This is a genomic window from Butyrivibrio hungatei, from assembly GCF_900101605.1.
Taxonomy (GTDB): Bacteria; Bacillota; Clostridia; order Lachnospirales; family Lachnospiraceae; genus Butyrivibrio; species Butyrivibrio hungatei_B.
Genome location: NZ_FMUR01000004.1, coordinates 240,419 through 266,400 on the forward strand (window position 1 = coordinate 240,419; position 25,982 = coordinate 266,400).

Sequence of the window (25,982 nt, forward strand, 5' to 3'; positions counted from 1 at the left end):
TTCTCCTATAATACGAAATGTTGCAATGACTATTTCTATATTAATAAGTGAGGCTATTTTTAATGATAAGTGCTAATAACGTAACACTGAGAGTTGGTAAAAAAGCTCTGTTCGAAGACGTAAATATCAAATTTACCGAAGGAAACTGCTACGGAATCATCGGTGCTAACGGCGCCGGAAAATCTACCTTTCTGAAAATTCTTTCAGGTCAGATTGAGACAACAAACGGCGATGTCGTTATCACAGACGGTCAGCGTTTGTCTTTCCTCGAGCAGGATCACTTTAAATATGACGAGCAGGTCGTTCTCGACACTGTTATCGCAGGAAATTCACGTCTTTTTGAGATCAAGAATGAAAAAGATGCAATTTATGCAAAAGAAGATTTCACTGACGAGGACGGAATCCGCGCAAGTGAACTCGAGGCTGAGTTTGCTGAAATGAACGGATGGGAGGCTGAATCAGACGCAGAGAGCCTTCTTAACGGACTTGGTATTGAGACTGAGAATCATTATAAGCTCATGAAAGAACTTGACGGTAATCAGAAGGTCAAGGTTCTTCTTGCAAGAGCTCTTTTTGGTAACCCTGATATACTGCTCCTCGACGAGCCTACTAACCACTTGGATCTTGATGCCATCGCATGGCTTGAGGAGTTCCTTATTAACTTTGAGAACACTGTCATCGTTGTATCTCACGACCGTTACTTCCTGAACAAGGTCTGCACTTATATTGCTGATATAGACTACGGCAAGATTCAGCTCTATGCCGGTAACTACGACTTCTGGTACGAATCATCACAGCTCATGATCCGTCAGATGAAGGAAGCAAACAAGAAGAAAGAGGAACAGATCAAGGAACTTAAAGAGTTCATCGCCCGTTTCTCTGCTAACGCAAGTAAATCAAAGCAGGCTACATCAAGAAAGAAAGCTCTTGAGAAGATCGAGCTTGATACTATCAAACCTTCAAGCAGAAAGTATCCTTATATCGACTTTAGACCCGAGCGTGAGATCGGTAACGAAGTGCTTACCGTTTCCGGAATTTCAAAGACAATAAACGGCGAGAAGATTCTCGACAACATTTCTTTCGTCGTTCAGCATGATGACAAGATTGCTTTTGTAGGTGGAAACGAGCTTGCAAAGACTACTCTTTTCCAGATCCTTACAGGCGAGATTGAGCCCGACGAGGGAACATACAAATGGGGCGTAACAACTTCACAGGCTTACTTCCCAAAGGATAATACAAAAGAATTTGATAATGATTACAACATCACAGAATGGCTCACAGGCTATTCGGAAGTAAAGGACGCAACTTACGTAAGAGGATTCCTCGGACGTATGCTCTTTGCAGGTGAAGACGGTGTAAAGAAGGTCAAGGTTCTTTCAGGAGGAGAAAAAGTACGTTGTCTTCTCTCTAAGATGATGATAAGCGGAGCAAACTGCCTTATCTTCGATGAACCCACCAACCACCTTGATATGGAATCAATCTCCGCTCTCAATGACGGAATGATCAAATTCCCCGGCGTAGAACTTTTTGCCTGCCGTGACCATCAGGTTGTTCAGACAACAGCAAACAGAATAATGGAAATTCTCCCCGACGGATCACTTGTCGACAAGCGTTCTACTTACGACGAATATCTCGAGAGTGATGAGATGGCCAGAAAACGTACAGTTTATAATACAGTTGCCGATGAAGAGGAAGACGACTGATATTCATATATATTAAGGAGGAGCATTAGCATGCAGACATTTAATCCCGTAAAAGAAGGAAAAGTAAGAGAAATTTACGATATCGGAGAGAACCTTATCATGGTTGCAACAGACAGAATCTCCGCTTTTGACGTTATTCTCAAGAACAAAGTTACTAAGAAGGGTGCTGTGTTGACCCAGATGTCAAAGTTCTGGTTTGATCTTACCAAGGACATCGTAAACAACCACATGGTAAGCGTTGATACAAATGATATGCCTGAATTTTTCAGAACCGAGGAATTTAAAGGAAACAGCATGCTTTGCAAGAAGCTCAACATGGTTCCCGTTGAGTGCATCGTTCGCGGATATATCACAGGAAGTGGCTGGAACAGCTACAAAGAGAACGGTACAGTTTGCGGAATCAAGCTTCCCGAAGGTCTTAAAGAGTGCGACAAGCTCCCTGAACCCATCTACACTCCCAGCACAAAGGCTGAAATTGGCGATCACGATGAGAACATCGATTTTGACCGCAGCGTAGAAGTTCTTGAAAAGGCATTTCCCGGAAAAGGTCTTGAGTATGCAACAAAGATCAAGGATTACACTATCGCACTTTACAAGAAGTGTGCAGACTACGCTCTCACTCGCGGCATCATCATTGCTGACACAAAGTTTGAATTTGGTATTGATGAGAATGGTGAAGTTGTACTTGCGGATGAGATGCTCACACCTGACAGCTCACGTTTCTGGCCTGTTGAAGGCTATGAGCCCGGACACGGTCAGCCTTCATTTGATAAGCAGTTCGTTCGTGACTACTTAAAGGCAAATCCTGAATGTGACTACAATCTTCCTCAGGACGTAATCGATAAGACAATCGCCAAGTATCTTGAAGCATATAAGCTCCTTACAGGATCGGAACTTAACGTTTGATGTAATATGGTATAAAAAGATTTCGCCGGTCGCAGTAATGCGGCCGGCGTTTTTCATTTATCATTTATCAATCATTTTTACAATATTACCATATACGATATATGATAAAGTATAATCATCACTTTCAACGGAAATAATGCTTTTTCCGGCGGAATACTCATCCCAAAAGCCATATGCATTATCAACCTTTCCAATCTCATCATGATTTCCGTTTTCATCAAGAACATATACAGTTCCGTTATCACTTAAACAATATGCTTTATCACTCAATGGATCGTTCATTATATTTCCAATGGAAAAGCCATCCCCCGGAACCTTAAGTGCTTCACCCACAACTTTTCCGTCTTTGTAAGTAACGATCTTATCATATAATAAGATCCACATAACGCTTTCATCATCACTTACCGCAACATCATATACGACATTATCACCGTGGTACAGCTCTTCTGTCTGCGTCTTCCCGTCCTTATATATGATTGCATTTATCGAACTATCCTCTATATCATAAACCTTAAATTCTCTTCTTGAATATGAAGTTGAAAATCCATCCGTTTTACAAACAGCTTCCATATCGGAATTAAGCCAATAACTACTTCTATCAGCAACTAAATACATTCCTTCAAAGGTTTCGGCCTCAGGGAAATAATTAACTGTAATATCTGAAAGAATAAATCCTCTTCCTTTATAATACGCATCGACATATGCATCTGACAGAATAACTTTTGACTCGCTCATTTCGTTTGAATCGAAATAACGTAATCCTTCACCCGATTTCTTAAACAAGATTTTTTTACAATCTGCATTTAACGCAACATTACCGCTAAAAGAGTTAAATTCACCATCATAAATCTTAATAACGTTGCCATCTTTCCAGCAAAACACTCCCTTACCCATTTGGGGCGAGAAATATGCCACATGCCTGTCATTTGATACGGAAATCACGTTAAAAAATTGATTCACGTCGAATATATTTTCACTCGTTCCGTCAACCCCCATGATAAATAATCCGTCTGTTCTTGAAACAAGCGCAGTATTACCGTCCGGAGAGGCTGTAACGCAGCATGAATCAATTATATCGCACTCTTCTATCAAGTTATAACTGTTATCTTTTGTATTGTAAACGCATAAGCCTTTGCCAAGCTTGGATTTCTCTGATGTCGCCACATAAACATAATTGCCGGTAAAGTTCATTGATACGTCCACGCAATTATCATCAATGAGCGTTGTCTTTAATTTGGAATCGATTAAATATACTTCACCCTCAACAAAGATAACTCCGACCGTGCCCTCAGGGTCTGAGTAGAATTCATATCCTTCCGCTCCTTTAAACTGCTCATTTACTCCTCCGGCTGAATTGAATATCGCTCCATCGACAACAACCATTGCATTTCCCGAAACACTAATATTAGTATGCGAATTAGTATTAGTATTCGCATTTGTATTCGTATCTGCATTTGTATCTGTTATTCTTGCCAACTCCGGCATAACATATTTTTTTACCAAGTTAAAAGCAAAATTGCAGATAATTCCGGATATAACTGCAAAAATGATCACAACCAAAACAATCAGACCGATCTTCCCTTTTTTATCACTTGCATTTGCCTTAGCCTCAGCCTCAGCCATATTCCCCATCGCTGCAGCATTCTGTGCATACTGCTGATTTGCTACCTGTGTCCCGCAGTATACACAGAAATTGCTGGTATCACTAATTTCTCTACCACAATTGTTACATTTCATAATTCTCCTCCAAGTTTTTTTATTGTCTTTTATAACTAAGACATCCCTACTTTAAACCCACGATTTCTATTTTACACGAAAAAGCGTAAAATCATATTGTTTTTTACATTTCTAAACAATCTATCAAATAAATATAAACCTCTAAAGGGCAATCTTTTTTCTCCGATATATCTTACAAAGATAAATAAACCTGCTAAATAACCTCCCTTAAACCAATAATAAAAGTACCATCACTGCGGTAGACTCCCGGTGGTGGTACTTTTGCGTCAGTATAAATCTCTCAATCTTCACTTTCGTAAGAATATCCGTTATCCTTTGGAGAAGGTCTCTTAGACAAAATCTGTATAAGCAACCTTACAATTCCGATCAAAACCAGATAACTTCCAACCGTGAGGGATTTCACGGAAGTCAGTCTCTGCGGCGTAGCAAGTGAGATGATACCAATGTTCAGGTTTACAACCGCGATAAGTATCATCCAGAAGCTCCCCGACCTCTTTATCGTCTTTTTATGCTTAATTACGTACTGAACACTGGCTGCCGCCATGGTAAAAAAGACGATTGAAATAAATGCATTGGTCCATCTCGGAATGCGTTCCACGTTGGATACGATAAACACCATGAAGCTCATTACGATTATGTGAAAGAGCATTCGGCCCCGTTTTATAAATGCCTTCTCATCTCTCGTTCCCGCCTTAAGTATTCTGGAAGCGCTGAACAATGCGCACGTAAGAGCAACCGCTCCGCCTATCATATTATAGATAGCCTTCGGAATTGCAAGGAACACGATACCGAGAAGGATAAGAAAAGCATCAACAAGTCCCTGCTGGGTTTTAAGCGCCTCCATAACCCTTATTTTCTCAAATTCACGCCACAGCGATCCGAAGAACTTTCCAAGAATGATCTTGGTCTTACTCTCCGACTGAGCCGCAGACAGCAAGATTGTTCCAAAATCATGGAATCCGCCCTTTGATATATCATATAGAGATACCGCGCCGCCCGCTTTCATAGCGTCAAAAATATCCCTAGTAAACGCTTCTCGCTGCTCCATTGTAGCATTTTCTATCCAGTCATCGATAACCCTGTTAAGCGCAGAACTTTCCTCTGTCAGATGCTTTTTGGTGACAAAATGATCACCGTCAACTTTCCACGTCATTCCTGAGTGCTGAAGCATCCTCTCACCGTCACTTGCAACAATCTTGTGCGGGACATCCAGCTCAAACAGCATACCGACAATGCTGTACGTAGGAACTATATGTGTAAGTTTCCATTTTACATTTGCAAATTTTCTCTCATCAAGAAGCTCCGGACATATTCCCGGGCCGTCATTACTGTAAACATGTTTAATCCTTTGTTGAACAATATTCGGAAGATTCATAGCGGAATAAACTGCCAGATTCCCGCCTTTTGAATGACCTCCCACATAAACGTCACCTGCATATTTGGACAGAATATACCTAAGATAGTTCACAGCTTCTTTTTGCGCCATGATCTCTTCAAAGCTTATCTTAAAATCCATCCTCCAGTCATCGATATCCATTGTTGTTCCGCGAAACGAAACAAAGAGACTTCCGTCCGGAAAATGAATAGTCATCGCCGTTATAAGCATATCTTTGTCCATATCGTTGACATCAAGATAGTCGGAAAGAGTAAGCTCCCCAAACCTTTTACTCTTTGCCATGTACAGCAGCACCCAGTCAAAATCGACTCTCGAAAGTCCATCTTTTGGATGCGTACTGAAATATATGTCGGCAGCTTTTTTGACCGTGATCTCACCGCCTGTTGCAGAATCGGGAACAATCCCGTTTAAGTCATTGTAAATAAGGAGCGAAAATGCAAGATTGTCCACCTCATTAAAGGGCGACTGCTCAAAACCAAGATCCCCGCGCCATTTAATATAATTTACAAGATTTGCCATAATCTCTTACCTCTTATAATTAATATTAATCCTTATATCAGTTTTGTCCAGTAAAAAGAACCTTTGCCGCTCATCTCAAGATGCAGAAATAAAACATTGTTTGCATTGCGTTAATGTGTTAAAATCGTCAAAGAAAAAAATACGAAATAGGAGCATAAAATAATGAATATTGTTTGTTTAGACCTTGAAGGCGTGCTCGTTCCCGAAATCTGGATTGCTTTTGCCGAAGCAAGCGGAATCCCCGAACTTAAGAGAACAACCAGAGACGAGCCTGATTACGATAAGCTTATGAAATGGAGAATCGGAATTCTCAAAGAACACGATCTCGGACTTAAAGAGATTCAGGATACAATCGCAAAGATCGATCCTCTTCCGGGTGCAAAAGAGTTCCTTGATGAACTCAGAAAGACTACTCAGGTGATCATCATCAGTGATACATTCACACAGTTTGCAACTCCTCTCATGGAGAAGCTCGGATGGCCCACAATCTTCTGCAATTCTCTTGAAGTTGCAGAAAGCGGCGAGATCACAGGTTTCAAGATGAGAATTGAAAACTCAAAGCTCACAACCGTTAAAGCTCTTCAGTCAATCGGATACGAAACCATTGCAAGCGGCGACAGCTACAACGATCTTGCAATGATCCAGGCTTCAAAAGCAGGCTTCCTCTTCCGTTCCACAGACAAGATCAAGGCTGATTATCCCGATCTTCCTGCATTCGAAGAGTACAAAGACCTTTTACAAGCGATCAAAAAAGCTCTATAATATAGGAATGTCATCGTCGGCACCAGCGAAAGCCGCATAAATGCCGACGTTACGCAATATAACGTTTTGAAAGGAATAAGAAGTATGAAAGACAACAACTGTCCTTATTGTGCAGGCGGAGACAACCTTGCAAAATTCGGAATCAAAATCTGTGACCTCGGCGTAAGCCAGCTGGTTCTCTTCAAGGAGCAGAGCCATCTCGGAAGATGCATCGTAGCTTACAAGGATCATGTAAATGAGATCGTAGACATCTCAGATGATGAGAGAAATGCATTCTTTGCAGATGTTAATCGTGCCGCAAAAGCTATTCATGCAGCATTTAATCCCGACAAGGTCAACTACGGAGCATACAGTGATACTCTCTGCCACCTTCACATGCACCTCGTACCCAAGTACAAGGACGGATATGAATGGGGCGGCGTATTCGCAATGAATCCTCAGGAGAAGTTCCTCAGCGACGCTGAATACGACGAGATCATCGCCAAGATCAAAGCAAATCTTTGATAGAACTTTGATAGAAAAAACAGGGCTAAGCACTGATTATTTGTGCTTAGCCCTTTAAATTTAATCTGTTATTGTAGCATCACCCATGCGTAAATCAAACAATGTAAGAATCTTGAATCCTTCATCATTTACACCACTAAACCAGATATTTCCATCATCAATACAACCCCCCTGCCAGTTGCCCCATAAATCTGAAACTTTCCATGCTGAAAGTGATTTGAAATAGCTGTCATCAAAGCCTGTATTCTTGGCATATTCCACAAACTCTTCCTTATTATTGCAAAGGTTGTTATCCTCTTTAGAACCGATAGGATAAGAAATCATATCGCCAACAGAATCCCAGTCTTTTGCAAGAACTGCATCTACAACCTTCTGTGCATATGCCTCTACCTCAGCATCGCTGGCATCTGTAAATACAGAATACTTTCCTTCTTCGCCACTACCATCGGTAGATGCAGCATCATCCGCTTCTTCAGACACTTCTGCTTCCGCAGCATCTGCCTCATCATCAAAATCAATATCAGTTTCTACACCTGATAGCTCAGCAACAGCTGTTTCACCCTCAGTAGCTGTATCCCCACAAGCAATAGACATAGCGCTAATAGATACGATAGCGCATAATGTTAAAAATTTCTTTTTCATAGCAATTTTCTCCTTAAAAACAATATTACGCTATGTATCATATCACATGCATGGAATTTTTACTGCAAAAAGTTAACTTTTTATTCATTATTTACTATCCTATCTCGTACATCTATCACATGTTTAACCATTTATTTTATCCTCCTTTATTTCCTCTGCATTCTCTTCCTCATCATCGCTCTTGGATTCGGATGTTTTCTCCCAAAAGCTTGCGGCAAAAAAGATTACTCCAAAGACTATCATCTGCAGTACATCATTAAGTGTCCCGATTACATGCCGGTTAAATACCGCAAATACATAAAGCAAGAGAAATAGCACTCCGGTGCCTGCTGCAATCCCTTTAAACATGCCAAGCTTCTCACTGAAGTCCTTCTTGCACTTGGTTCCAAGACATCCTCCGGCAAATATCATTCCACCAAGCACGCTTGGGAATAAGAAGCTGACTATCTTTCCGGCTATATCTTTTCCTTCGGAAAGGAACAATACTGAAAGAATGCCCAGAAAAGCAAGCAAAGCTATTGTTACAACAACCTTCTTACTTTCACCTGTTTTTTCAAGCAGCTTTTCATAACCTATTCCTGCTCCCCAGCATACCAGACAAATGACAATCGGAGCAAGTACAGCACCGATTGTTTTAATCCCAAGCATAAAGAATATTCCCCACATCAATACGCAAAAAACTATCATCAAAGCAATGCCTAAAATCTTCTTTTTTTCCATACTACCTCCATATATATAATGTTCACCCCACAGCACACCTGCATCAGCAGCACACATATGAACTCAAAGTCACATTCCATCGGACTTAACAACACTCCTTATATAATATCACAAATCAAATAGCCAACTGTTGCTTCAAATCAAATAATATCCCATATTGGAAACAATTTCCTTTGATATAAAAAAATGCCGCAATCGGTAAGCAAAAACAATTACTTAAAGATTGCAGCACTCATTTATTTAAAGTTTTAATTCCGATTCAATTACCAGATTCTGTAATTTCCCGAAAGAGCAAGAAGTGCAAAGAGATACAGACAGTTATCATAGTATCTTCTCTTTCCCTGTCTGAGTGGCTGGTTCCAGAACCATTCAACCCACTTTGATGCGATTTCGAAATCGCTTCCGCTTTCCTTGCTGTAAGGAACAGAAAGTGCGCTCTGGGCCATTGTTGCAAGAAGTCCTACCGGATGAAGAACGGGAAGTTCAAGGCTTGTTCCGTCAATTTCATATACGCATCTCATTGCCTCAATATCCGTTCCGAAGAACTTCATCATCTTAAGCGGAACGGAAATCTGACCTTCGTCTTTTCCAAACCACTCGGCGTCAAGACCGATGTTTGCAGCTGTTCTGTATGCATCGCTGAAAAATCTTCCGTGAACGCTTCCGTCCCACGGCATTGGATCGTTTACAGGAGAGCCGTCAAAATTTCCGTACTCGGGATTAAGTCCTGTAACAGGATGGCAGGTCTTTACAAGATACTTTCTACTCTCCTTGGCTGCAGTCTGCCAGAACTCCTTATCTTCTTCATAAGCCCACTCTGCGAAAAGCTCATAAAAATGAGGCAGATGATAAGAAGGATCTGAGAAAGGGTGTCCCGGAACAAACAAAACGAGATGATTGTCCCTGTTCCACATAGGTGCACCCGCTCTTCCGTTCTCACCTTTATGAACACAGGCCCTCAGTATCTCTTTTGCCTCAGCGGAGTAATTAAATATGCCTTCTCCGTCGCCCCACCTGTGTGAAGCAAAGAAAAGAGCCATTGCATAAAACTCTTCTCCGTCAGGTGCGGGACCGTCTGAATTTCTTGAGCCGTCAACATTGCAGCTCCATGCAAAATAACCCTCGTTTTCACCTTCATCCATGAACATATAAGTCTTGGACCACTTCCAGATACGGTCAAACTCTTCCTTCATATCAAGCTGAACACACATCATCATTCCATAGGACATGCCTTCCGTCCTTGCATCATGATTACCCGTATCCTCAAAATATCCCATATCATCACCGACAGGATGATAGATTCTCTCATCATCAGATCCGTAGAAAAAGGTATCTACCGCATCCTTGATCTTCTTTTCGATCTCAGCATCGCTTTTTCCGATCTCACTAAAAACATTTCTGTATTTTTTGTCATTATACGCCGCCATAAGAACCCTCCTTATAGTAATAATAGTTCTTATTATAAACAAAAAAGGCAAAAGTGACTTATCATCCTAAATCACTTTTGCCTCAATTTTAAGCATTTACTTTTTTAAATATTTACTTTTGGAAGTGTTGCGAAACTCTTCTCAAGTTCTTCGTCTGTAGGGATGTAATCTGACATCTCACCGTCGTTGAACTTCTGATATGCAACCATATCAAAGTAACCTGTTCCCGTAAGACCAAACAGAATTGTCTTCTCTTCACCAGTCTCCTTGCACTTAAGTGCTTCATCGATAGCGGCTTTGATAGCGTGGCTACTCTCGGGAGCGGGAAGGATTCCCTCAACTCTTGCAAACTGCTCTGCTGCCTCGAATACAGCTGTCTGCTCAACGGATCTTGCTTCCATATAACCATCGTGATAGAGCTGTGAAAGAATCGGGCTCATGCCGTGATATCTAAGTCCTCCCGCATGGTTTGCCGAAGGAATAAAGTTACTTCCAAGTGTGTACATTTTCGCAAGAGGACATACCATTCCCGTATCGCAGAAATCATATGCAAATTTACCTCTTGTAAGGCTTGGACAGCTTGCAGGCTCAATAGCAATGATCTGATAATCTTTTTCGCCGCGAAGTTTCTCACCCATGAAAGGAGAAATAAGTCCGCCGAGGTTAGATCCGCCTCCCGCACAGCCAATGATGATATCGGGAGTAATACCGTACTTATCAAGCGCAGCCTTTGCTTCAAGACCTATTACAGTCTGGTGAAGAAGTACCTGATTAAGAACGCTTCCAAGTACATATCTGTAACCTTCCGTCTTTGTAGCAACTTCTACGGCCTCAGAAATAGCGCAGCCAAGTGAACCTGTTGTTCCGGGGTGCTCCGCATTTATCTTTCTTCCGATTTCTGTATCCATTGAAGGAGAAGGTGTTACGCTTGCTCCGTATGTACGCATAACTTCACGTCTGAAAGGTTTCTGCTCATATGAAACCTTAACCATATATACTTTACAATCAATTCCAAGATATGCAGATGCCATTGAAAGAGCCGTTCCCCACTGACCTGCACCGGTCTCGGTTGTAACGCCCTTAAGTCCCTGCTTCTTGGCATAATATGCCTGAACAATAGCAGAATTAAGCTTGTGGCTTCCGCTCGTATTATTACCTTCAAATTTGTAATAAATCTTTGCCGGAGTTCCAAGTGCTTTCTCAAGACAGTACGCTCTTACCAACGGAGCGGGTCTGTACATCTTGTAAAAGTTTCGGATCTCATCCGGAATATCTATATAAGCAGTTGTATCATCAAGTTCCTGCTTTATAAGTTCATCACAAAAAACAGGACGAAGATCGTCAAAGCTCATCGGCTTCATTGTCGCAGGATTAAGAAGCGGCGCCGGTTTATTCTTCATATCCGCTCTGACGTTATACCACTGTTTTGGAATCTCGTCCTCGCTAAGATAAATTTTATAAGGTATCTTTGTATTTTCGCTCATAAAAAAAGCCCCCTAACTTTCGCAATTTAGTTCATTAAAGCACAAAAAAGGCCGCAATGTCAACCTCTTGCAGCCTTTATAGGTATCAGTAAATCCTCAGGAACAAACAGCTTTCCGCAGCCCGTTCCGAGGTCTATATCAGGTTTATTCGCCCCGTGAAAATCAGATCCTCCGCTTACCAAAAGATCGTATTTCTTCGCAAGCTCTTTTATCTGCCTCTCATCCCGTAGTTCATACGTGGAATAAATCGCTTCTATTCCCACAAGTCCTGCGTCTTTAAGTTTTCCCACAAACGCATCCAGTCTGTCGTCGCCGAATCTGCACAAGATAGGATGGGCAAAAACAGGAACTCCCTTAGCCTTAAGTATGCTCCTTATGGCATCTTCGGGAGTTATCTTCTCTCTTCCGACATAGTACGGGCAATGGTCTCCTATATATCTGTCAAAGACCTCCGCTCTGCTGTTTACGTATCCCCTGTCTACCATGAATTTAGCATAATGCGCCCTAGTTATCACGGTATCAGGAAACTCCTTTGTAAGCTCCTCATATGAAATAGGTATTCCCGCTTCCTCCGTGAGCTTCTTACACATCTTCTTGTTTCTGGTAGTTCTCGAATCTATAAAATCTTTCAGCCCGCTTACGAACTCATCATCATGATTGTCAATATACAATCCAACAATATGCACTTCTCGACCTTCACCCTCAGTTGAAAGCTCAACGCCCGGAACGACTTCCAAATCGGGATATTTCGAAGCAGCATACTCTATAGCTTCATCAACACCGTCCACCGTGTCATGATCTGTCAGCGCTATCGCAGCAAGCCCCTTTTCATGTGCCCTGTCAATCAGCTCTTTTACAGAAAAAGTTCCGTCCGAATATGTTGAATGTGTATGTAGATCGATTGCTCTCATGATTTCTCCTATATCTTGCAGGTATCAGCGGCCGTTTACCTGACCTCTTTCATAAACCATACTACCGATAACAGTTAATATGATTGATATTAGCAGATATAGTATCGGTGAAGCAACATATATCGTAAACAGTTTACCTCCGATATTCAGCATCCTGTACTCCGAAAGAGAATGCATACTGATTACATATGACGACATTAAAGTTCTCAGGAAAGATATATTTCCTGCCTTATCCGATAAAACATCAAGCTCTCCAAACAGATATGCACCAAACATCATACCCATAACGGCAAGACTGTTTTTGGTAAATATTGAAACTACCATTGCAAACACAGCATACATTATTACCACCGTGATCATTATTACCATTTGAATAATGATGAATTGCCCCATTGAAAAAGGATATGCTGAAAATATCGACGATAACTGAACAATAGAATCAAATCCCGAACTTCCGTATATTACAAATATAAGCACTGTAAGTAGTCCGGTTGCAAAAACGGTGCTTGCGATAATAACCGACAGACCCGCACATAATTTAACAAGATATGTCTCTTTTCGACCGTTCCTGCTACTTAGCACAATCTGATCCGTACGCTGCCTGTACTCGATTGTAAATACCGTAGTAAGACATAATGCAGACAAAAGCATGATTATCAACATCATTACGCCAAGTCCCTGTGATAAGAAAAGACTTCCGCACGAATAAATATATTTAAAAGGCTTTTCTGTTTTTTTCATTATTTCTTTCCAGTGGGTAATAATTTGATCGCTCAGCTCTATATCATCCATATATCCCAAAATTTGTTCTTCTCGAGCCCTATACATATCTTCTGCCGTGTAATCAGCAAGAACATTATCAGGCCCCGGTATCGAAGTCTGTTCCAAGTAACATATCCCAAAATACTTTTCATTATTCGGGGTTGACGAATGTCCATTATCATCTATATTTTGATACATTTCATTCAGCAATGTATCGTCAATGATTCTTCCGTTCAGTTCCATGCGCGCATCGCGCTTGTCGCGTGTCACAGACAGACCCGGCACTATTGCCTCCAATATGGTAATTATACATAAGATTACCAACATTACCTGAGTTACACGATTCTTCAGGATCTTTTTAATTTCAAATCTATAAAGCGTTCCGAGATTATTCATGTCAGCCAAACTCCTCCATATAGAATTGTTCAAGATCACCTTTTTGATTGTCCCACTTTCCTTCATAAATCAATTGTCCGTCACGAATCATAAGTAAATTACCTGCGATGTGCTCAATATCAGACACAATATGCGTTGAAAATAAGACTATACTTGTTTTACCGATCTCAGCGATCAGATTTCGAAAACGAACGCGCTCCTTAGGGTCGAGTCCGGCCGTCGGTTCATCCAAAATCAGAATTTTAGGATCGTTTACAAGAGCCTGTGCGATACCGACTCTTTGTTTCATACCTCCGGAAAAAGTCTTGATCTTTTTATTTGCAACATCAGAAAGACCTACCGTCTCCAGTAATTCTTCCGTTTTATTTTTAGCTTTTTTTTTCTCAATTCCTTTTAGTGCCGCTATATATTGCACAAATTCTCTTGCAGTAAATTCAGGGTAATATCCAAAATCCTGCGGTAAATAGCCCAAAAGAGCACGGTATTCTTCTGTCTGAACAGGGATTCCATCTGCTGTCACGGATCCGCTTGTCGGATTTAATATTCCCGACATCATACGCATAAGTGTCGTCTTTCCCGCCCCGTTTGCCCCCAATAAGCCGGTCACACCATCCGTAAGATTGAAAGATATCCGATCCACTGCAATTTTGTTTTTGTATTGTTTAGATAATCTGTCTACTGATAAGTTCATGCAAACTCCTCCACATTTTTCACGGTCTTACATTGCTCAGACACAGTTAATGCAATTAGTAATACCACTATAAACACGCCCCACTTTTCTACCATTTCAATGTATCCAATGATAATTTCCCTGCAATTAGTGTGAAAAAAGATCATAGCTGCTGAAACAGCAAATCCTATAACCAAAGAACCATATTCTGTCGATCTTCCAAGTACACTTCGCTCAAATCTCAGACTGACGAACAATGTAACAAGATATGGAATCATTGTTCGCATTGTCGTGATTATTACATCCTCCTGAAAAGAAATTGCCATAATCGGTGACGAGATGAATAAAACAGCAAGTGAAACCATTCCAACGATCAACATTCTTGCAATAACCACACTTTTTAATGAATATCTCGTTGCCATTTCCAATTCCGACATTCCGAATTTTTTTGATCTTCTTGTCTCCAGAACCGTAATTACCGCAGTAAAAGACATCATAATGGTAAAAAGAATTCTTATAGCCTCAAATTGTAATAACGCCCCCGTAACCACGACCACGATCAATCCCAGTACATATAGCCAAACGGAAAATCTGATATAATAAAACTGCTGAAGGATCATTTCAAATGTGCTTATTTCTCTTGGTCGTATGTTCTTAAGAAATGCCTGTTTATTCTTTGGCTCCGGCGCATAAAAAGCGTCACTTAAAAGTTTTTCCATATCATTCTTCATTTTTCTCCACCTCCAATCTCATGCGAAGTTCATTCTCAGCTGCCTTCAACCGTCTATAAAGCGCAAATCTGGATATTCCAAGCGCATTACTGATAGTTCCAACCGATTCTTTGTTCACATGCCTTAATAGTAATAATTCCTGATCTTCAACAGATAGATGTGATAACGCTTCACGAACCATCACTATATCTTCCGTGGATTTCCCCGAATAAAAGTTCCTCTGTTCATAGTCATCAGGCAATGGTTCAGGTTTAACCCTTCTAAATTCGTCAATACAAAGATTTCTGGCTATGGTATATAAATATCGCATTTCATAATCACTAAATCTTCCTCTTTGTTCCATAAAGCGAAGAAACGTTTCCTGCACTATATCTTCCGCAACAGCTTGATCATTAAGTTTAAAGTACGTATACCGGTATATCTTGTCATAAGCTTTTTCTAAGTCCATGGATTCAGTTTTGCCCCCTTCATAATGATTAACGGATATCACACGAAAATGTGCGGCACTAAATAACTTTTTTTTGCAAATCCAAAAAAAAGCAACCGAGATATTTCAATCTCAATTGCTTCCAATAAACATATTTATAATTTATCATATAGCGCCCAGGATTATATCAGCAAGTCCATCGTGGTCGTTATCGTAAGTCGTAACAACATCGCTGACTTTTTTGACCGCATCCTTTCCATTCAGCATGGCTACGCCGACACCTGCTGCCTCGAGCATCGAAATATCATTTTCTTCATCTCCCGCGGCATAGGTATTTTCGATAGGAACGCCAAGTATATCCGCAAGCCTCTTTACCGCACTTCCTTTTCCGGCTTCCTTTGGGAATATCTCAAGGTAATACGGACTTGAATATAAAAGAGTGAGTCTGTCGCCCACAACCTCATCGAGTGCCTTACGGAAATTCTCCTGCTTCACCTTATCGTGAAGCTCTATCGCAATCATCTTTGGCGGTGGGGATGTGAGCTCTTTTACCACATCATCGGTTACAAGAAGCGGCGTTTTGATAACCCTCCTGTAATAATCCATGCACTCGTCATTCATCGAAGTTACTATGTGCGTGTCATTATAGGTATGGCAGTGAATATCATATTTTTTCGCCATATCCATAATAACAGGTACAAGCTCAAGTGGAACTCCGGTCTTATATACGTACTTATCCTCATCGACACTGTAAATCTCGGTTCCGTTACAACCACACAAAAAAGAGCCCTTAAAGTCAAGTCCCAGTCCGCGATAGACAGCTTTCGCACTATCTATCGCCCTGCCGGTATTTATGCAAAAATAATTACCGGCATCCGTGAACTTCTTCAGGGCATCCATTGTCCTTGGTGAAATATCTTTTTTAGTTGTAAGAAGAGTGCCGTCTAGGTCAAAGAAAAAAATCTTTCTGTCAGATCTCTTCACTTATTACTCCTTACTTCTTATGCTTCAACGATCAAATATCTTCCGTCACCTATATCAAAAACTTCATCAGCTTCAAGTACATTACTACCTTCAGTGTCAACACCGGACTCCTCAAAATACTCTTCGACTTCATCCGGACTGTTAACAACAACTGCCATCGAGTCCTCCAAAAAAGCTTCCGCTTCTTCCATGTTCTCTGCTACATCCTCAGGAAAAAGCTGTCCCTGATTCTCCAAAAAACATCTCAATACTGCTTCATCATACTCATGCATACAAAAAACCTCCAATTACAACAAATCTTTCCTTTTCATCTCTGCGTAGAGTCTTGCCACAGGCAAACCTACAACATTATAAAAATCACCCTTTATTCCGCCGATATAGCGTGCAAACAAGCCTTGTACCCCATAGGCTCCCGCTTTGTCGTCAGGTTCATTGGTTTTAACATAAGCGTCAATTTCATCATCAGTCATTTTTACGACATCAACATTTGTTTCTTCGCAAAATGATATGTGTCCTTCTTTTCCGTCTTTCCTGAAAAATAAAGTCACCCCTGTGTATACCTGATGCGTGTTGCCTGAAAGCTCCCCGATCATCCTCCTCGCATCATCTTTATCAGAAGGTTTACCAAGCACTTTCTGATTATATGATACGACTGTGTCAGCGCCTATTACAACCACGTCTTCCGTTAAAATTTTATGAAAAATCTCTGAAGCTTTTTTGAAAGAAAGCTCCATGACAACTTTTTCGGGCTCCTTTGAGTCTGTGACCTCTTCTCCTTCCGGAATAAGAATCTCGTAATCCTCGATCACCTTTCTCAAAAGCTCTTTGCGTCTGGGTGACCCCGATGCCAGTACATATCTCATCTTATTACCTCGTGCTACTCCTTTACAATAGTACATTTTTCACTTTTTAAGCCTTAACATTAGGATTTGTCTCGGGAATAAAGATCCTCGTGTTCCTGCTGTTAAATGTTTTTGCCTCTGCGTAAGCCTCTTCGCACAGTATCTTCTGCGAATTTATCCTCGGTACATCCTCAGAAACAACGGCCTTTACGTACTCTCCCTTGTCATTCATTATATGAGCCTTCTCGGTATCACGAAGTTCCAGGTCAAGTATATGCCACGCTTTCTTTTTAAGTTCCTCATTCTCAATGGGGAAAAGAATCTCCACACGTCTTTCAAGATTTCGCGGCATCCAGTCCGCACTGCTTGCATAGATTTCTCTGCTGCCGCCGTTCTCAAAACAGAATATTCTGCTGTGCTCAAGGAAATTACCGACGATGGATCTCACTGTAATATTCTCTGAAACACCCTTTATTCCTGTCTTTAAGCAGCAAATTCCCCTTACTATAAGATCAATCTTAACTCCTGCGCAGCTTGCAAGATATAGCTCTGTAATGACCTCCTTGTGGCATATCGCATTCATCTTTGCAACGATCCTTGCCGGCTCATTCTTAAGAGCATGCTCTTTTTCCCTTCTGATAAGGTCTATTATTCTGTCTTTGAGCCATAGAGGCGCAAGCGACAATTTGTTCCATCCAAGCGGCTCCGAATATCCCGAAAGCATGTTGAATACGGCCGTCGCATCCTCACCAAACGCAGGTGCGCATGTGAAAAGACCTATATCCGTATATTGCTTTGCAGTCGAATCATTGTAATTTCCCGTAGCAAGATGAACGTATCTCTTTATACCGTCCTCTTCCTTACGGACCACAAGCGTTATCTTACAATGCGTCTTAAGTCCCACAAGACCGTATATTACGTGGCATCCTGCTTTCTCAAGCATCTTTGCCCATACGATATTATTCTCTTCGTCAAACCTTGCCTTAAGCTCAACAAGCACCGTAACCTGCTTGCCGTTATCTGCTGCCTTTGCAAGTGCCGCGATAATAGGCGAGTTACCGCTTACTCTGTAAAGAGTCTGCTTGATTGCCAGGACTCCGGGGTCAACTGCTGCCTCTTCTACAAATCTGACAACATTTTCAAAAGTCTCATAAGGATGATGCATAAGGACGTCACCGTCACTTATAACCTTGAAAATATCCTTTTCTCCTATAAAGGCAGGAACCGGACTTGGCGGCCTGTATCCATGCTCTTTGAGATGATCGAATCCCTCAACCTTATAAAGCTTCATCAAAAAAGTAAGATCAAGCGGTCCGTTCACCTTAAATATCTCATTGTCGTCAACATCAAGTTCCTTGGCTATAAGCTTTAAAAGCTTCTCATCCATCCCCGCAGATACTTCGAGCCTTATCGCCTGTCCCCACTGACGCTTCTTTATCTGCTTCTCAATCTCTTTAAGAAGATCTTCCGCTTCGTCCTCATCTATGGAAAGATCGGCATTTCGCTCAACCCTGTAAGGTGCGCTGGCAATGACATCATAGTTAAGATAAAGCTTATCCACGTTTTGCATTATGAGATTTTCAAGAAATATATATTTCCCCGATCTGTTCTCTTCATTTCCCGGAATATGTAATAGTCTCGGAAGAACGTCCGGCACCTGTACGGTAGCAAAATCAACGTCGTCTTTTCCCTCTTTCTTTTTAAGGAGCGCTCCGATATTGAGCGTTTTATTCCTTATAAGCGGAAAAGGCCTCGATGAATCAACTGCCATGGGAGTCAGAACAGGGAAAACAACTTCATCAAAATATCTTTCCGCATAATCAAGCTCTTTTCCCTTAAGCTCGCTTATATCGCATATATTAAATCCGTTTTCTTCAAGAAGCGGCAAAAGACAGTCATTATAGACCGCATATTGACTCTCCGTAAAATCGTGCAGCTTTTTAAGGACCTCCTGAAGCTGCTTTGTCGCAGTCATCCCCGCGATATCCGGCTTTTTATACCCCGCATTTATCATATCCTTGAGCGATGCAACGCGAACCATAAAAAACTCATCAAGATTACTTGCCGAAATACTCAAAAACTTAACTCTCTCAAGCAAAGGATTCGATTCATCCTCAGCCTCACAAAGCACTCTTTCGTTAAACTGGATCCAGCTAAGTTCCCTGTTCATATAATATTTGGAACTTTCAACATTAACGCCCGTTTTACCTGAAGTTTTGCTCTTTGTCATAATATCCCTCTCATATTTGTCACAACAGCTTCTTCTGCCTTATTACCGGCTTTACCCCGAACACTTCTTCAAAAAAATTCGCCCTGTTTGTAAAAAGACCTTTTTCCAGCGTTATATCCGCCGCAGTATCGACATTTATAACAAGCTCTCTTTCTTTAAGTTCTACCGTTACATCTTTAAACTTCTGCTTATGCGTCCTGTCAAGGCCGTTCGCAACTCGTATTATCGCTGTAAGCTTAGCTATCCTGAGATAGTCTTCCCTTGATAGTCCGTCAAAAAATCTGCTTCCGCTGCTGTAATACTCAAAACTCTCGTGATTAAATCTCACGACATTTGCAACAATGGCTCTCTCCACATGAGAAAGACCGATAATCTCAGTCGACATTATTATGTTGTACGAACAGTCGCCCAGATATACAAGACTAATATACTTTCCGCAATCGTGAAGGATCGTTGCGATCTGCAAAAGAAGTCTCTCTCTTTCTCCGAGTCCATGCAGATTCTTCGTACTGTCAAAGATAGTAAGCGCGATCTTCTGAAGTGTCTCTCTTCTTGACCTGCTGCCCATATATCTCTTTGAAATATTCTGTGCACAGGCAATAATGTCCTGTTCAAAATCATGCGGCGACTTTATGTAATTCTTGTTTTCCGCATATTCATAGGCTATTCCGTCGCAAAGTGTAATTCCCGGAGCCCACAGATTTTCAGCATTTGTAACGTCCAGAATACACTTTACAAGGACACCCGCAACATGAAAAAGCGGAACATTCTCTTCCGGAATATTGAGCTTTTTGGCAAGTTCAAGATCGCTCTTTTTATAAGATTTTTTATAAAAAGAGCGATATTCCTCCGCCGAAGCGTATCCTTCTCTCTCCGTTCCGATACCGACCTTTTGAAGCACCGGAGATACGTAGTCGTCAATGATAATAAGATTCTCGACTTTTTTATCCTTAAGATGCATCTTACTGAAAACCGAGAGTCTTGAATTAATAAGCTCCGTAACTAGCTCCGCGTACTTAAGTCTTGAAGCATGCACCTGCTCCATGGTCGTATGCAGACGAAGAACACCTGTCATAAGATTCTGAGTTACAACAAGTGTATCTTTTTCAAAAAGAGATATCTGTATACTTCCTCCGCCTATATCCGCGATTGCGGTAGGTTTAGAGATTATCTCTTCAAACTGATCGTATTTAAGCGCAATGGACTTATAGTCTATAAAACGCTGTTCCGAATTACTAAGGACATCTATATGTATGCCCGTTCTGTTCTCGATAAGGTCACGTACAATGGCAATATCCTTAGTCTCCCTTATCGCACTGGTTCCGTACGCCTGATAATGAGTTACTCCGTACTCCTTCATTATCTTCTTGTACTCCGAAAGAATACGTATCATCTCATCGACGTGATAACTTGATATTCTTCCCGTAGCATAAGTCTCACTTCCGATATCCATGCGATGACATACGTGATCCAGTTCTCTTACACCATACTTCATTGACAGTTCAAATATCTTAAGCGATATTTCATATGAACCGACGTCAATAGCAGCAAATACTTCACCCGTCATAAGTTAAACCCCTCATAGTTTAATTCTGCTGAAAAATCAGTAATTACCGAGTATTCTAAGCGTTTTTGCTTCCTCACGAAGTCCGCGAAGTGCATTCTTAACCGCACTGTCTCCAAGATTTCCGTCAAAATCTATAAAGAATCTGTATTCCCAGTTTCTGTCCTCTATAGGTCTTGATTCAATCTTGGTCATATTGAGATTGTTATATATAAAATGTGACATGATGTGATAAAGAGAGCCTGCTTCATGTGGGATTTCGAGGCATATGCTTATCTTTTTCGCATCCTTCAAAAATACTTTCTGATTTGTTACTATTATAAATCTTGTCGAATTTGAATCCGCCTGATTTATTCCTTCTTTTATTACTTCAAGGCCGTACACGCCAGCTGCGCCGGCACCTGCTATAGCAGCCTGAGTTTTATCTTTTTCATCTGCAACTTTCTTTGCCGCAAACGCATTGTTCTTCATACCTATCTGCTGAATGTTTCCGTTTTCAGACAAGAACTTCGCGCTCTGCATAAGTGCCTGCGGATGAGCATAGACCGTCTTGATATCTTCAAGCTTTGCTCCGGGTACGCCCAAAAGACAATGCTTAATCTCTATGATCTGTTCTCCGACGATATAATGTTCATACTCGGAAAGAAGATCGTATATCTCGCTCACGATACCCGCTGTCGAATTTTCAATGGGAAGAACCGCATAATCAACACTTCCCTCTTCCAAAAGAGCCATTGCATCCCTGAATGTCTCAACAGCTGTACTGTTTACATCTTCTCCGAAAAACTTTTTCATTGCTTCTTCCGAATAAGATCCCGCAGCGCCCTGAAAACAAACTCTGGAGTTCTTTTTATCTATGCTGTCTTTCTGTATAAAAGGAAGATTCCCCGAAGCTCCTTTCTCTGAAAGTTTCTGATACTGAAGTTTTCTACTCATAGACATTAGCTGGGAAAAGAGCTCCTCAACGCCAATCCTGTTAAAATCAGAATGTGCAAGCGCCTTAACCGCCTTAAGCTTCTCATCTTCTCTTTGCTTGTCAAAAACTTTTTTTCCTACAGATATTTTATAATCAGCGACCTGTGACGCAACTTCCATTCTCTTTTCATAAAGTTCGACAATATGCTTGTCTATAACATCAATCTCGCTTCGTAAATCTTTCAGATCCATAAATTTGCGTATTCCTCCAAGTGTTAAATCTAATAGAATTTTAGAACAAATGCTTCTTGATAGCAAGAAATAACACGCCTATAATAATTATAACGGAAACATAAAAAGAGGTGGACAAATGACAAAACGAACTGCGGTTACTTTCGCTATCATTACTCTTATCATAGCATTTGTTGTTGCAGTCCATATCAAGGATCAGCAGATAGCTATGTTCCCATCCGATCATGGCAACCTGGCGGGCAATCTTCATAATTCCGGTCTTGTCTTTGAAATGGACGGCAAGGTCTTTTTTTCCAATCCCGCTGACAGCGATTGTCTTTATTCCATGGATCCCAATGAAAATAATCCCAAAAGACTCACCAGCATGGGAGTCAAATATATAAACGGCGCAAACGGTCTTTTGTATTTCTACATGGACTCTACCAAAAAATCCGGCAATCTTTCAGGTCTTGGATCAGTCACCAATCAGTACGGTATCTACAGGTGCAAGACTAACGGAAGAAATCAGGTCTGTCTTTTAAGAGATCTCTGCGGAGAAGTTCAGTTATGCGGAGAATATCTGTATTTCCAGGTTAAGAAAAACAACGGAGGAACTCTTGAAAAGATACGAGTCGATCAGAAGAACCGCTCTGTCGTTGCGAATGAAAAGATATCTCCCGTTTGTTACAGTAACGGTGCAATATATTTTTCAGGTGTGACAGCAGATCACAACCTTCATGCCATGCAGACAGCTGCGGGAGATTCGATTTCTACCGTACTCGAAGGCAACTATTTTAATCCCGTTGTCCATGGAGACTATATCTACTACATGAACGGCGATGATAATTACAGTTTATGGCGCGCAAATCTTGCAAGCGGCGAAAAGCAGCCTATTATTCCGGAAAGGCTTGATTGTTTTGCCATGGACGATAATTATATTTATTATGCATTTTCCGATCCGAACACTCCGTCTTTAAAAAGATGTACTCTCACAGGAGGAGACACCGTAGTCTTATTTGACGGAATAGTAAACAGTATAAATCTGTCTTCAAAATATCTTTATTTTAAGGTTTACGGATTGGATGATGTGATGTATCATATGCCATTGAATGGATCGTCACCTGCTTCTATTTTTGTAAGTGCCTACTGATCCGTTCATAGCGATTTAGTAATCTTTTTTTGATTTTTTTGAGGAGATGGTATGAATAATATGCGACACATGATGAACCCCCTCGATTTCAGTGTTTCTGAATTGGAGGCCCTTTTCGATGTAGCTAACGACATTGAGAAAAATATGGAAGCCTACTCTCACAAGTGTGACGGAAAGCTTCTCGCTACATGTTTCTATGAACCAAGTACAAGAACAAGACTTAGTTTTGAAACTGCGATGTTAAGACTTGGCGGCAAATGTCTTGGTTTTGCCGATGCAAGCAATTCTTCGGCAGCCAAAGGAGAAAGCGTTGCCGATACGATTCGTGTTATCTCCTGTTTCGCTGACATATGTGCTATGCGACACCCAAAAGAAGGTGCTCCGATGGTAGCAGCTGCCAACTCCGAGATACCTGTTATAAACGCCGGTGACGGTGGTCATCAACATCCTACACAAACACTTACCGATCTTCTTACGATCAGATCTTTACATGGTAAATTAGGTGATTTCACTATCGGTCTTTGCGGCGACCTTAAATTTGGTCGAACAGTCCACTCTTTGATAAATGCTCTGACAAGATATGAAGGAATTAATTTCATCTTTGTTTCTCCCAAGGAGCTTCGCGTTCCTGATTACATTACAGAAATGCTCAATAACAAAGGCATCAAATACGAAGAAGTGATCAAGCTTGAAGAAGTAATGCCAAAACTTGATTTTCTTTACATGACACGTGTACAGAAAGAACGTTTCTTCAATGAGGAAGATTATATCAGACTTCGCAATTTCTACATTCTCGACGAAGCAAAGATGACTCTTGCAAAAGAAAAAATGCACATTCTCCATCCTCTTCCGAGAGTAAACGAGATTGCCGTAGAGATTGACAAAGATCCCAGAGCTGCTTATTTCAAGCAGGTTCAATACGGGCTGTATGTAAGAATGGCGCTTATCCTTACGCTTCTTAATATGACAGATGCTCATATGAACGAAGGATTGCTTAAGAAATTCTAATAAACAGAAAGAGGTCATACATGTTAAATATCGGAAAAATTGAAGAAGGTTTTGTACTTGATCATATCCAGGCCGGAAAAGGCATGCAGATTTACAATCATTTAGGGCTCAATAAGCTCGATTCAACGGTTGCCATAATAAAGAATGCCAAGAGTAAGGTTATGGGCAAAAAAGATATCTTAAAGGTTGAATGCGACATCGATACTCTCAACCTTGATATCCTTGCATATATCGATCACAACATCACTGTTAATGTTATCAAATCCGGCGAGATCATCGAAAAGCGCGCTCTCGTACTTCCCAAGGAGATCACAAACGTTATCCGCTGCCACAATCCCAGATGTATCTCATCTATCGAGCAGGGACTTCCTCAGGTCTTCTATCTTGCCGACGAGAAGAACGAGGTATACCGTTGCAAATACTGCGATGAGAAGTATACGGAAGGAGATGCTTCCAAGAACTAAGAATTCACTGAGTTTTCCTATAAAAAAAGAGTCGCTTGCGGCTCTTTTTTTAGATTCAAATAAAAATAATATTACGATGAAATGATCTTATTGATTCAGATGAAAAGAGCCTTGAGAAATCATCTGTTTCTCAAGGCTTCTACTTCATGGGGTTTGTCTGTTGTATTTGTTTATATTATCAATTTATCAATATCCGAATTCCTGTGCCCAGTACCAGTTTCCGTCTGCTGCCTGGAATACTGCGATACCTACAGTCTTATATCCGCCATCAAGAATGTTGGCAGCGTGTGTAGGTGAGTTCATCCATGCTGTGTAAACCGCATCAGCTGACTGATACAATTTAGCAAGATTCTCTCCGTACTGAACATTGCTATCTACTGTCCAGAAATCAGATCCGTTAGGTCTTGTGTGTGAAAATGAAGTTGTGATCTCATTAGCTCTAACCTGAGCTGCTGATGTAAGAGCATCGCTCCATACAAGTGCTGAAAGTCCCTGAGCTGCTCTCTGCTGATTCATAAGGTTGAATACACCTGCGCAAGCATCGATTGCTGCCTGGCTTGATGAAGCAGATCCTGCAAGAGCAATTGCCTGATCATCAATATAAGTCTCTCCGGCTCCTTCCTCAGCTCCTCTTGTAGCAGCCTGGCCATCAAGTGCCCCCTCTTTGGCCGATCCGCAAGCCACAAAAGTGAAAGCAAGTACACATGAAAACATTACAGCGAAAAGTTTCTTTAAATTTCTCATATCCATCTCTCCTGCATAAGCATAAATATTAGGTACAACATAACCCTCTCATAACCTAGCTATACTTTATATCAATTCTTTTTATCATTCAATATAGTTAATCACTTTTTTTGGATTAAAAATATCTATTATTTCACTTAAATAAGTTGTCCG

The 25,982-nt window shown here is 41.0% G+C and carries 25 protein-coding genes; 7 read left to right on the forward strand and 18 right to left on the reverse strand.

Annotated elements, in window-relative coordinates; translation table 11 throughout:
• Positions 1 to 62: 62 nt before the first annotated feature.
• Together BLP87_RS02900 and BLP87_RS02905 are read left to right on the forward strand one after the other, a co-directional pair.
• Positions 63 to 1,703 carry an ABC-F family ATP-binding cassette domain-containing protein gene (locus tag BLP87_RS02900; protein ID WP_074461356.1) on the forward strand — a complete coding sequence of 547 codons (1,641 nt, stop codon included), beginning with the start codon at positions 63 to 65 and terminating at the stop codon, positions 1,701 to 1,703.
• 30 nt (positions 1,704 to 1,733) lie between these two features.
• Positions 1,734 to 2,609 (forward strand): phosphoribosylaminoimidazolesuccinocarboxamide synthase, encoded by an 876-nt coding sequence (locus BLP87_RS02905; protein ID WP_074461357.1) that lies wholly within the window; start codon positions 1,734 to 1,736, stop codon positions 2,607 to 2,609.
• Between the two features lie 60 nt (positions 2,610 to 2,669).
• On the opposite strand, the gene BLP87_RS02910 is transcribed toward BLP87_RS02905, so the two are convergent.
• A complete protein-coding gene (locus tag BLP87_RS02910; protein ID WP_074461358.1) occupies positions 2,670 to 4,346 on the reverse strand; it encodes a zinc-ribbon domain-containing protein in 1,677 nt (558 codons plus the stop codon).
• A gap of 280 nt (positions 4,347 to 4,626) precedes the next feature.
• Positions 4,627 to 6,261 carry an Mbeg1-like protein gene (locus tag BLP87_RS02915; protein WP_074461359.1) on the reverse strand — a complete coding sequence of 545 codons (1,635 nt, stop codon included), beginning with the start codon at positions 6,259 to 6,261 and terminating at the stop codon, positions 4,627 to 4,629.
• 162 nt (positions 6,262 to 6,423) lie between these two features.
• Here BLP87_RS02915 and thrH point away from each other — a divergent pair, with 162 nt between their 5' ends.
• Both thrH and BLP87_RS02925 read left to right on the forward strand, forming a co-directional pair.
• Positions 6,424 to 7,023, forward strand: coding sequence for a bifunctional phosphoserine phosphatase/homoserine phosphotransferase ThrH (thrH, locus tag BLP87_RS02920; protein WP_074461360.1), 600 nt, complete (start codon positions 6,424 to 6,426; stop codon positions 7,021 to 7,023).
• Positions 7,024 to 7,107: 84 nt separating this feature from the next.
• Positions 7,108 to 7,527 (forward strand): HIT family protein, encoded by a 420-nt coding sequence (locus BLP87_RS02925; RefSeq protein WP_074461361.1) that lies wholly within the window; start codon positions 7,108 to 7,110, stop codon positions 7,525 to 7,527.
• A gap of 60 nt (positions 7,528 to 7,587) precedes the next feature.
• Here the strand turns inward: BLP87_RS02925 and BLP87_RS02930 are convergent, their stop codons facing one another.
• The 15 genes from BLP87_RS02930 to pheA all read right to left on the reverse strand — a co-directional run bounded on the left by BLP87_RS02930 (position 7,588) and on the right by pheA (position 22,484).
• Complete coding sequence (locus tag BLP87_RS02930; protein ID WP_026666881.1) at positions 7,588 to 8,169, reverse strand: hypothetical protein; 582 nt, start codon at positions 8,167 to 8,169, stop codon at positions 7,588 to 7,590.
• 123 nt (positions 8,170 to 8,292) lie between these two features.
• On the reverse strand, positions 8,293 to 8,889 hold the full coding sequence (locus BLP87_RS02935; RefSeq protein WP_074461362.1) for a hypothetical protein: 597 nt from the start codon (positions 8,887 to 8,889) through the stop codon (positions 8,293 to 8,295).
• A 263-nt stretch (positions 8,890 to 9,152) separates the two neighbouring features.
• Entirely contained in the window at positions 9,153 to 10,316 is a 1,164-nt protein-coding gene (locus BLP87_RS02940; protein WP_074461363.1) for a glycosyl hydrolase family 8, read from the reverse strand.
• A 104-nt stretch (positions 10,317 to 10,420) separates the two neighbouring features.
• Positions 10,421 to 11,800 (reverse strand): TrpB-like pyridoxal phosphate-dependent enzyme, encoded by a 1,380-nt coding sequence (locus BLP87_RS02945; RefSeq protein WP_074461364.1) that lies wholly within the window; start codon positions 11,798 to 11,800, stop codon positions 10,421 to 10,423.
• A 59-nt stretch (positions 11,801 to 11,859) separates the two neighbouring features.
• Complete coding sequence (locus BLP87_RS02950; protein ID WP_176756589.1) at positions 11,860 to 12,711, reverse strand: PHP domain-containing protein; 852 nt, start codon at positions 12,709 to 12,711, stop codon at positions 11,860 to 11,862.
• Positions 12,712 to 12,735: 24 nt separating this feature from the next.
• Positions 12,736 to 13,869 (reverse strand): ABC transporter permease subunit, encoded by a 1,134-nt coding sequence (locus tag BLP87_RS02955; RefSeq protein WP_074461366.1) that lies wholly within the window; start codon positions 13,867 to 13,869, stop codon positions 12,736 to 12,738.
• A 1-nt stretch (position 13,870) separates the two neighbouring features.
• Positions 13,871 to 14,560, reverse strand: coding sequence for an ABC transporter ATP-binding protein (locus tag BLP87_RS02960; protein ID WP_074461367.1), 690 nt, complete (start codon positions 14,558 to 14,560; stop codon positions 13,871 to 13,873).
• Positions 14,557 to 15,270: a hypothetical protein gene (locus tag BLP87_RS02965; RefSeq protein WP_074461368.1), complete on the reverse strand. Its 714-nt coding sequence runs from the start codon at positions 15,268 to 15,270 to the stop codon at positions 14,557 to 14,559. Before BLP87_RS02965 ends, BLP87_RS02960 begins: the two co-directional genes overlap by 4 nt.
• Positions 15,260 to 15,718, reverse strand: coding sequence for an RNA polymerase sigma factor (locus BLP87_RS02970; protein WP_074461369.1), 459 nt, complete (start codon positions 15,716 to 15,718; stop codon positions 15,260 to 15,262). The genes BLP87_RS02965 and BLP87_RS02970 overlap by 11 nt, the downstream gene beginning before the upstream one ends.
• A 144-nt stretch (positions 15,719 to 15,862) precedes the next feature.
• Positions 15,863 to 16,681, reverse strand: coding sequence for a Cof-type HAD-IIB family hydrolase (locus tag BLP87_RS02975; RefSeq protein ID WP_074461370.1), 819 nt, complete (start codon positions 16,679 to 16,681; stop codon positions 15,863 to 15,865).
• 17 nt (positions 16,682 to 16,698) lie between these two features.
• Positions 16,699 to 16,953 carry a glyoxalase gene (locus BLP87_RS02980; RefSeq protein ID WP_074461371.1) on the reverse strand — a complete coding sequence of 85 codons (255 nt, stop codon included), beginning with the start codon at positions 16,951 to 16,953 and terminating at the stop codon, positions 16,699 to 16,701.
• A 15-nt stretch (positions 16,954 to 16,968) separates the two neighbouring features.
• A complete protein-coding gene (locus tag BLP87_RS02985) occupies positions 16,969 to 17,580 on the reverse strand; it encodes a Maf family protein (protein WP_330389955.1) in 612 nt (203 codons plus the stop codon).
• A gap of 10 nt (positions 17,581 to 17,590) precedes the next feature.
• Complete coding sequence (locus tag BLP87_RS02990; RefSeq protein WP_074461373.1) at positions 17,591 to 19,753, reverse strand: RNA degradosome polyphosphate kinase; 2,163 nt, start codon at positions 19,751 to 19,753, stop codon at positions 17,591 to 17,593.
• A gap of 19 nt (positions 19,754 to 19,772) precedes the next feature.
• Positions 19,773 to 21,320 carry a Ppx/GppA phosphatase family protein gene (locus tag BLP87_RS02995; RefSeq protein WP_074461374.1) on the reverse strand — a complete coding sequence of 516 codons (1,548 nt, stop codon included), beginning with the start codon at positions 21,318 to 21,320 and terminating at the stop codon, positions 19,773 to 19,775.
• Positions 21,321 to 21,356: 36 nt separating this feature from the next.
• On the reverse strand, positions 21,357 to 22,484 hold the full coding sequence (gene pheA / locus BLP87_RS03000; protein WP_074461375.1) for a prephenate dehydratase: 1,128 nt from the start codon (positions 22,482 to 22,484) through the stop codon (positions 21,357 to 21,359).
• 118 nt (positions 22,485 to 22,602) lie between these two features.
• Between pheA and BLP87_RS03005 the strand changes: the two genes are divergently transcribed.
• The 3 genes from BLP87_RS03005 to BLP87_RS03015 are packed head-to-tail and all read left to right on the forward strand — an operon-like array spanning position 22,603 to position 25,085.
• Positions 22,603 to 23,613, forward strand: coding sequence for a DUF5050 domain-containing protein (locus BLP87_RS03005; protein WP_074461376.1), 1,011 nt, complete (start codon positions 22,603 to 22,605; stop codon positions 23,611 to 23,613).
• A gap of 60 nt (positions 23,614 to 23,673) precedes the next feature.
• Positions 23,674 to 24,621 carry an aspartate carbamoyltransferase gene (pyrB, locus tag BLP87_RS03010; RefSeq protein WP_074461508.1) on the forward strand — a complete coding sequence of 316 codons (948 nt, stop codon included), beginning with the start codon at positions 23,674 to 23,676 and terminating at the stop codon, positions 24,619 to 24,621.
• A 20-nt stretch (positions 24,622 to 24,641) separates the two neighbouring features.
• On the forward strand, positions 24,642 to 25,085 hold the full coding sequence (locus tag BLP87_RS03015) for an aspartate carbamoyltransferase regulatory subunit (protein ID WP_026654634.1): 444 nt from the start codon (positions 24,642 to 24,644) through the stop codon (positions 25,083 to 25,085).
• A gap of 186 nt (positions 25,086 to 25,271) precedes the next feature.
• Here the strand turns inward: BLP87_RS03015 and BLP87_RS03020 are convergent, their stop codons facing one another.
• Positions 25,272 to 25,829 carry a CAP domain-containing protein gene (locus BLP87_RS03020; RefSeq protein ID WP_176756590.1) on the reverse strand — a complete coding sequence of 186 codons (558 nt, stop codon included), beginning with the start codon at positions 25,827 to 25,829 and terminating at the stop codon, positions 25,272 to 25,274.
• Between the last annotated feature and the right edge of the window lie 153 nt (positions 25,830 to 25,982).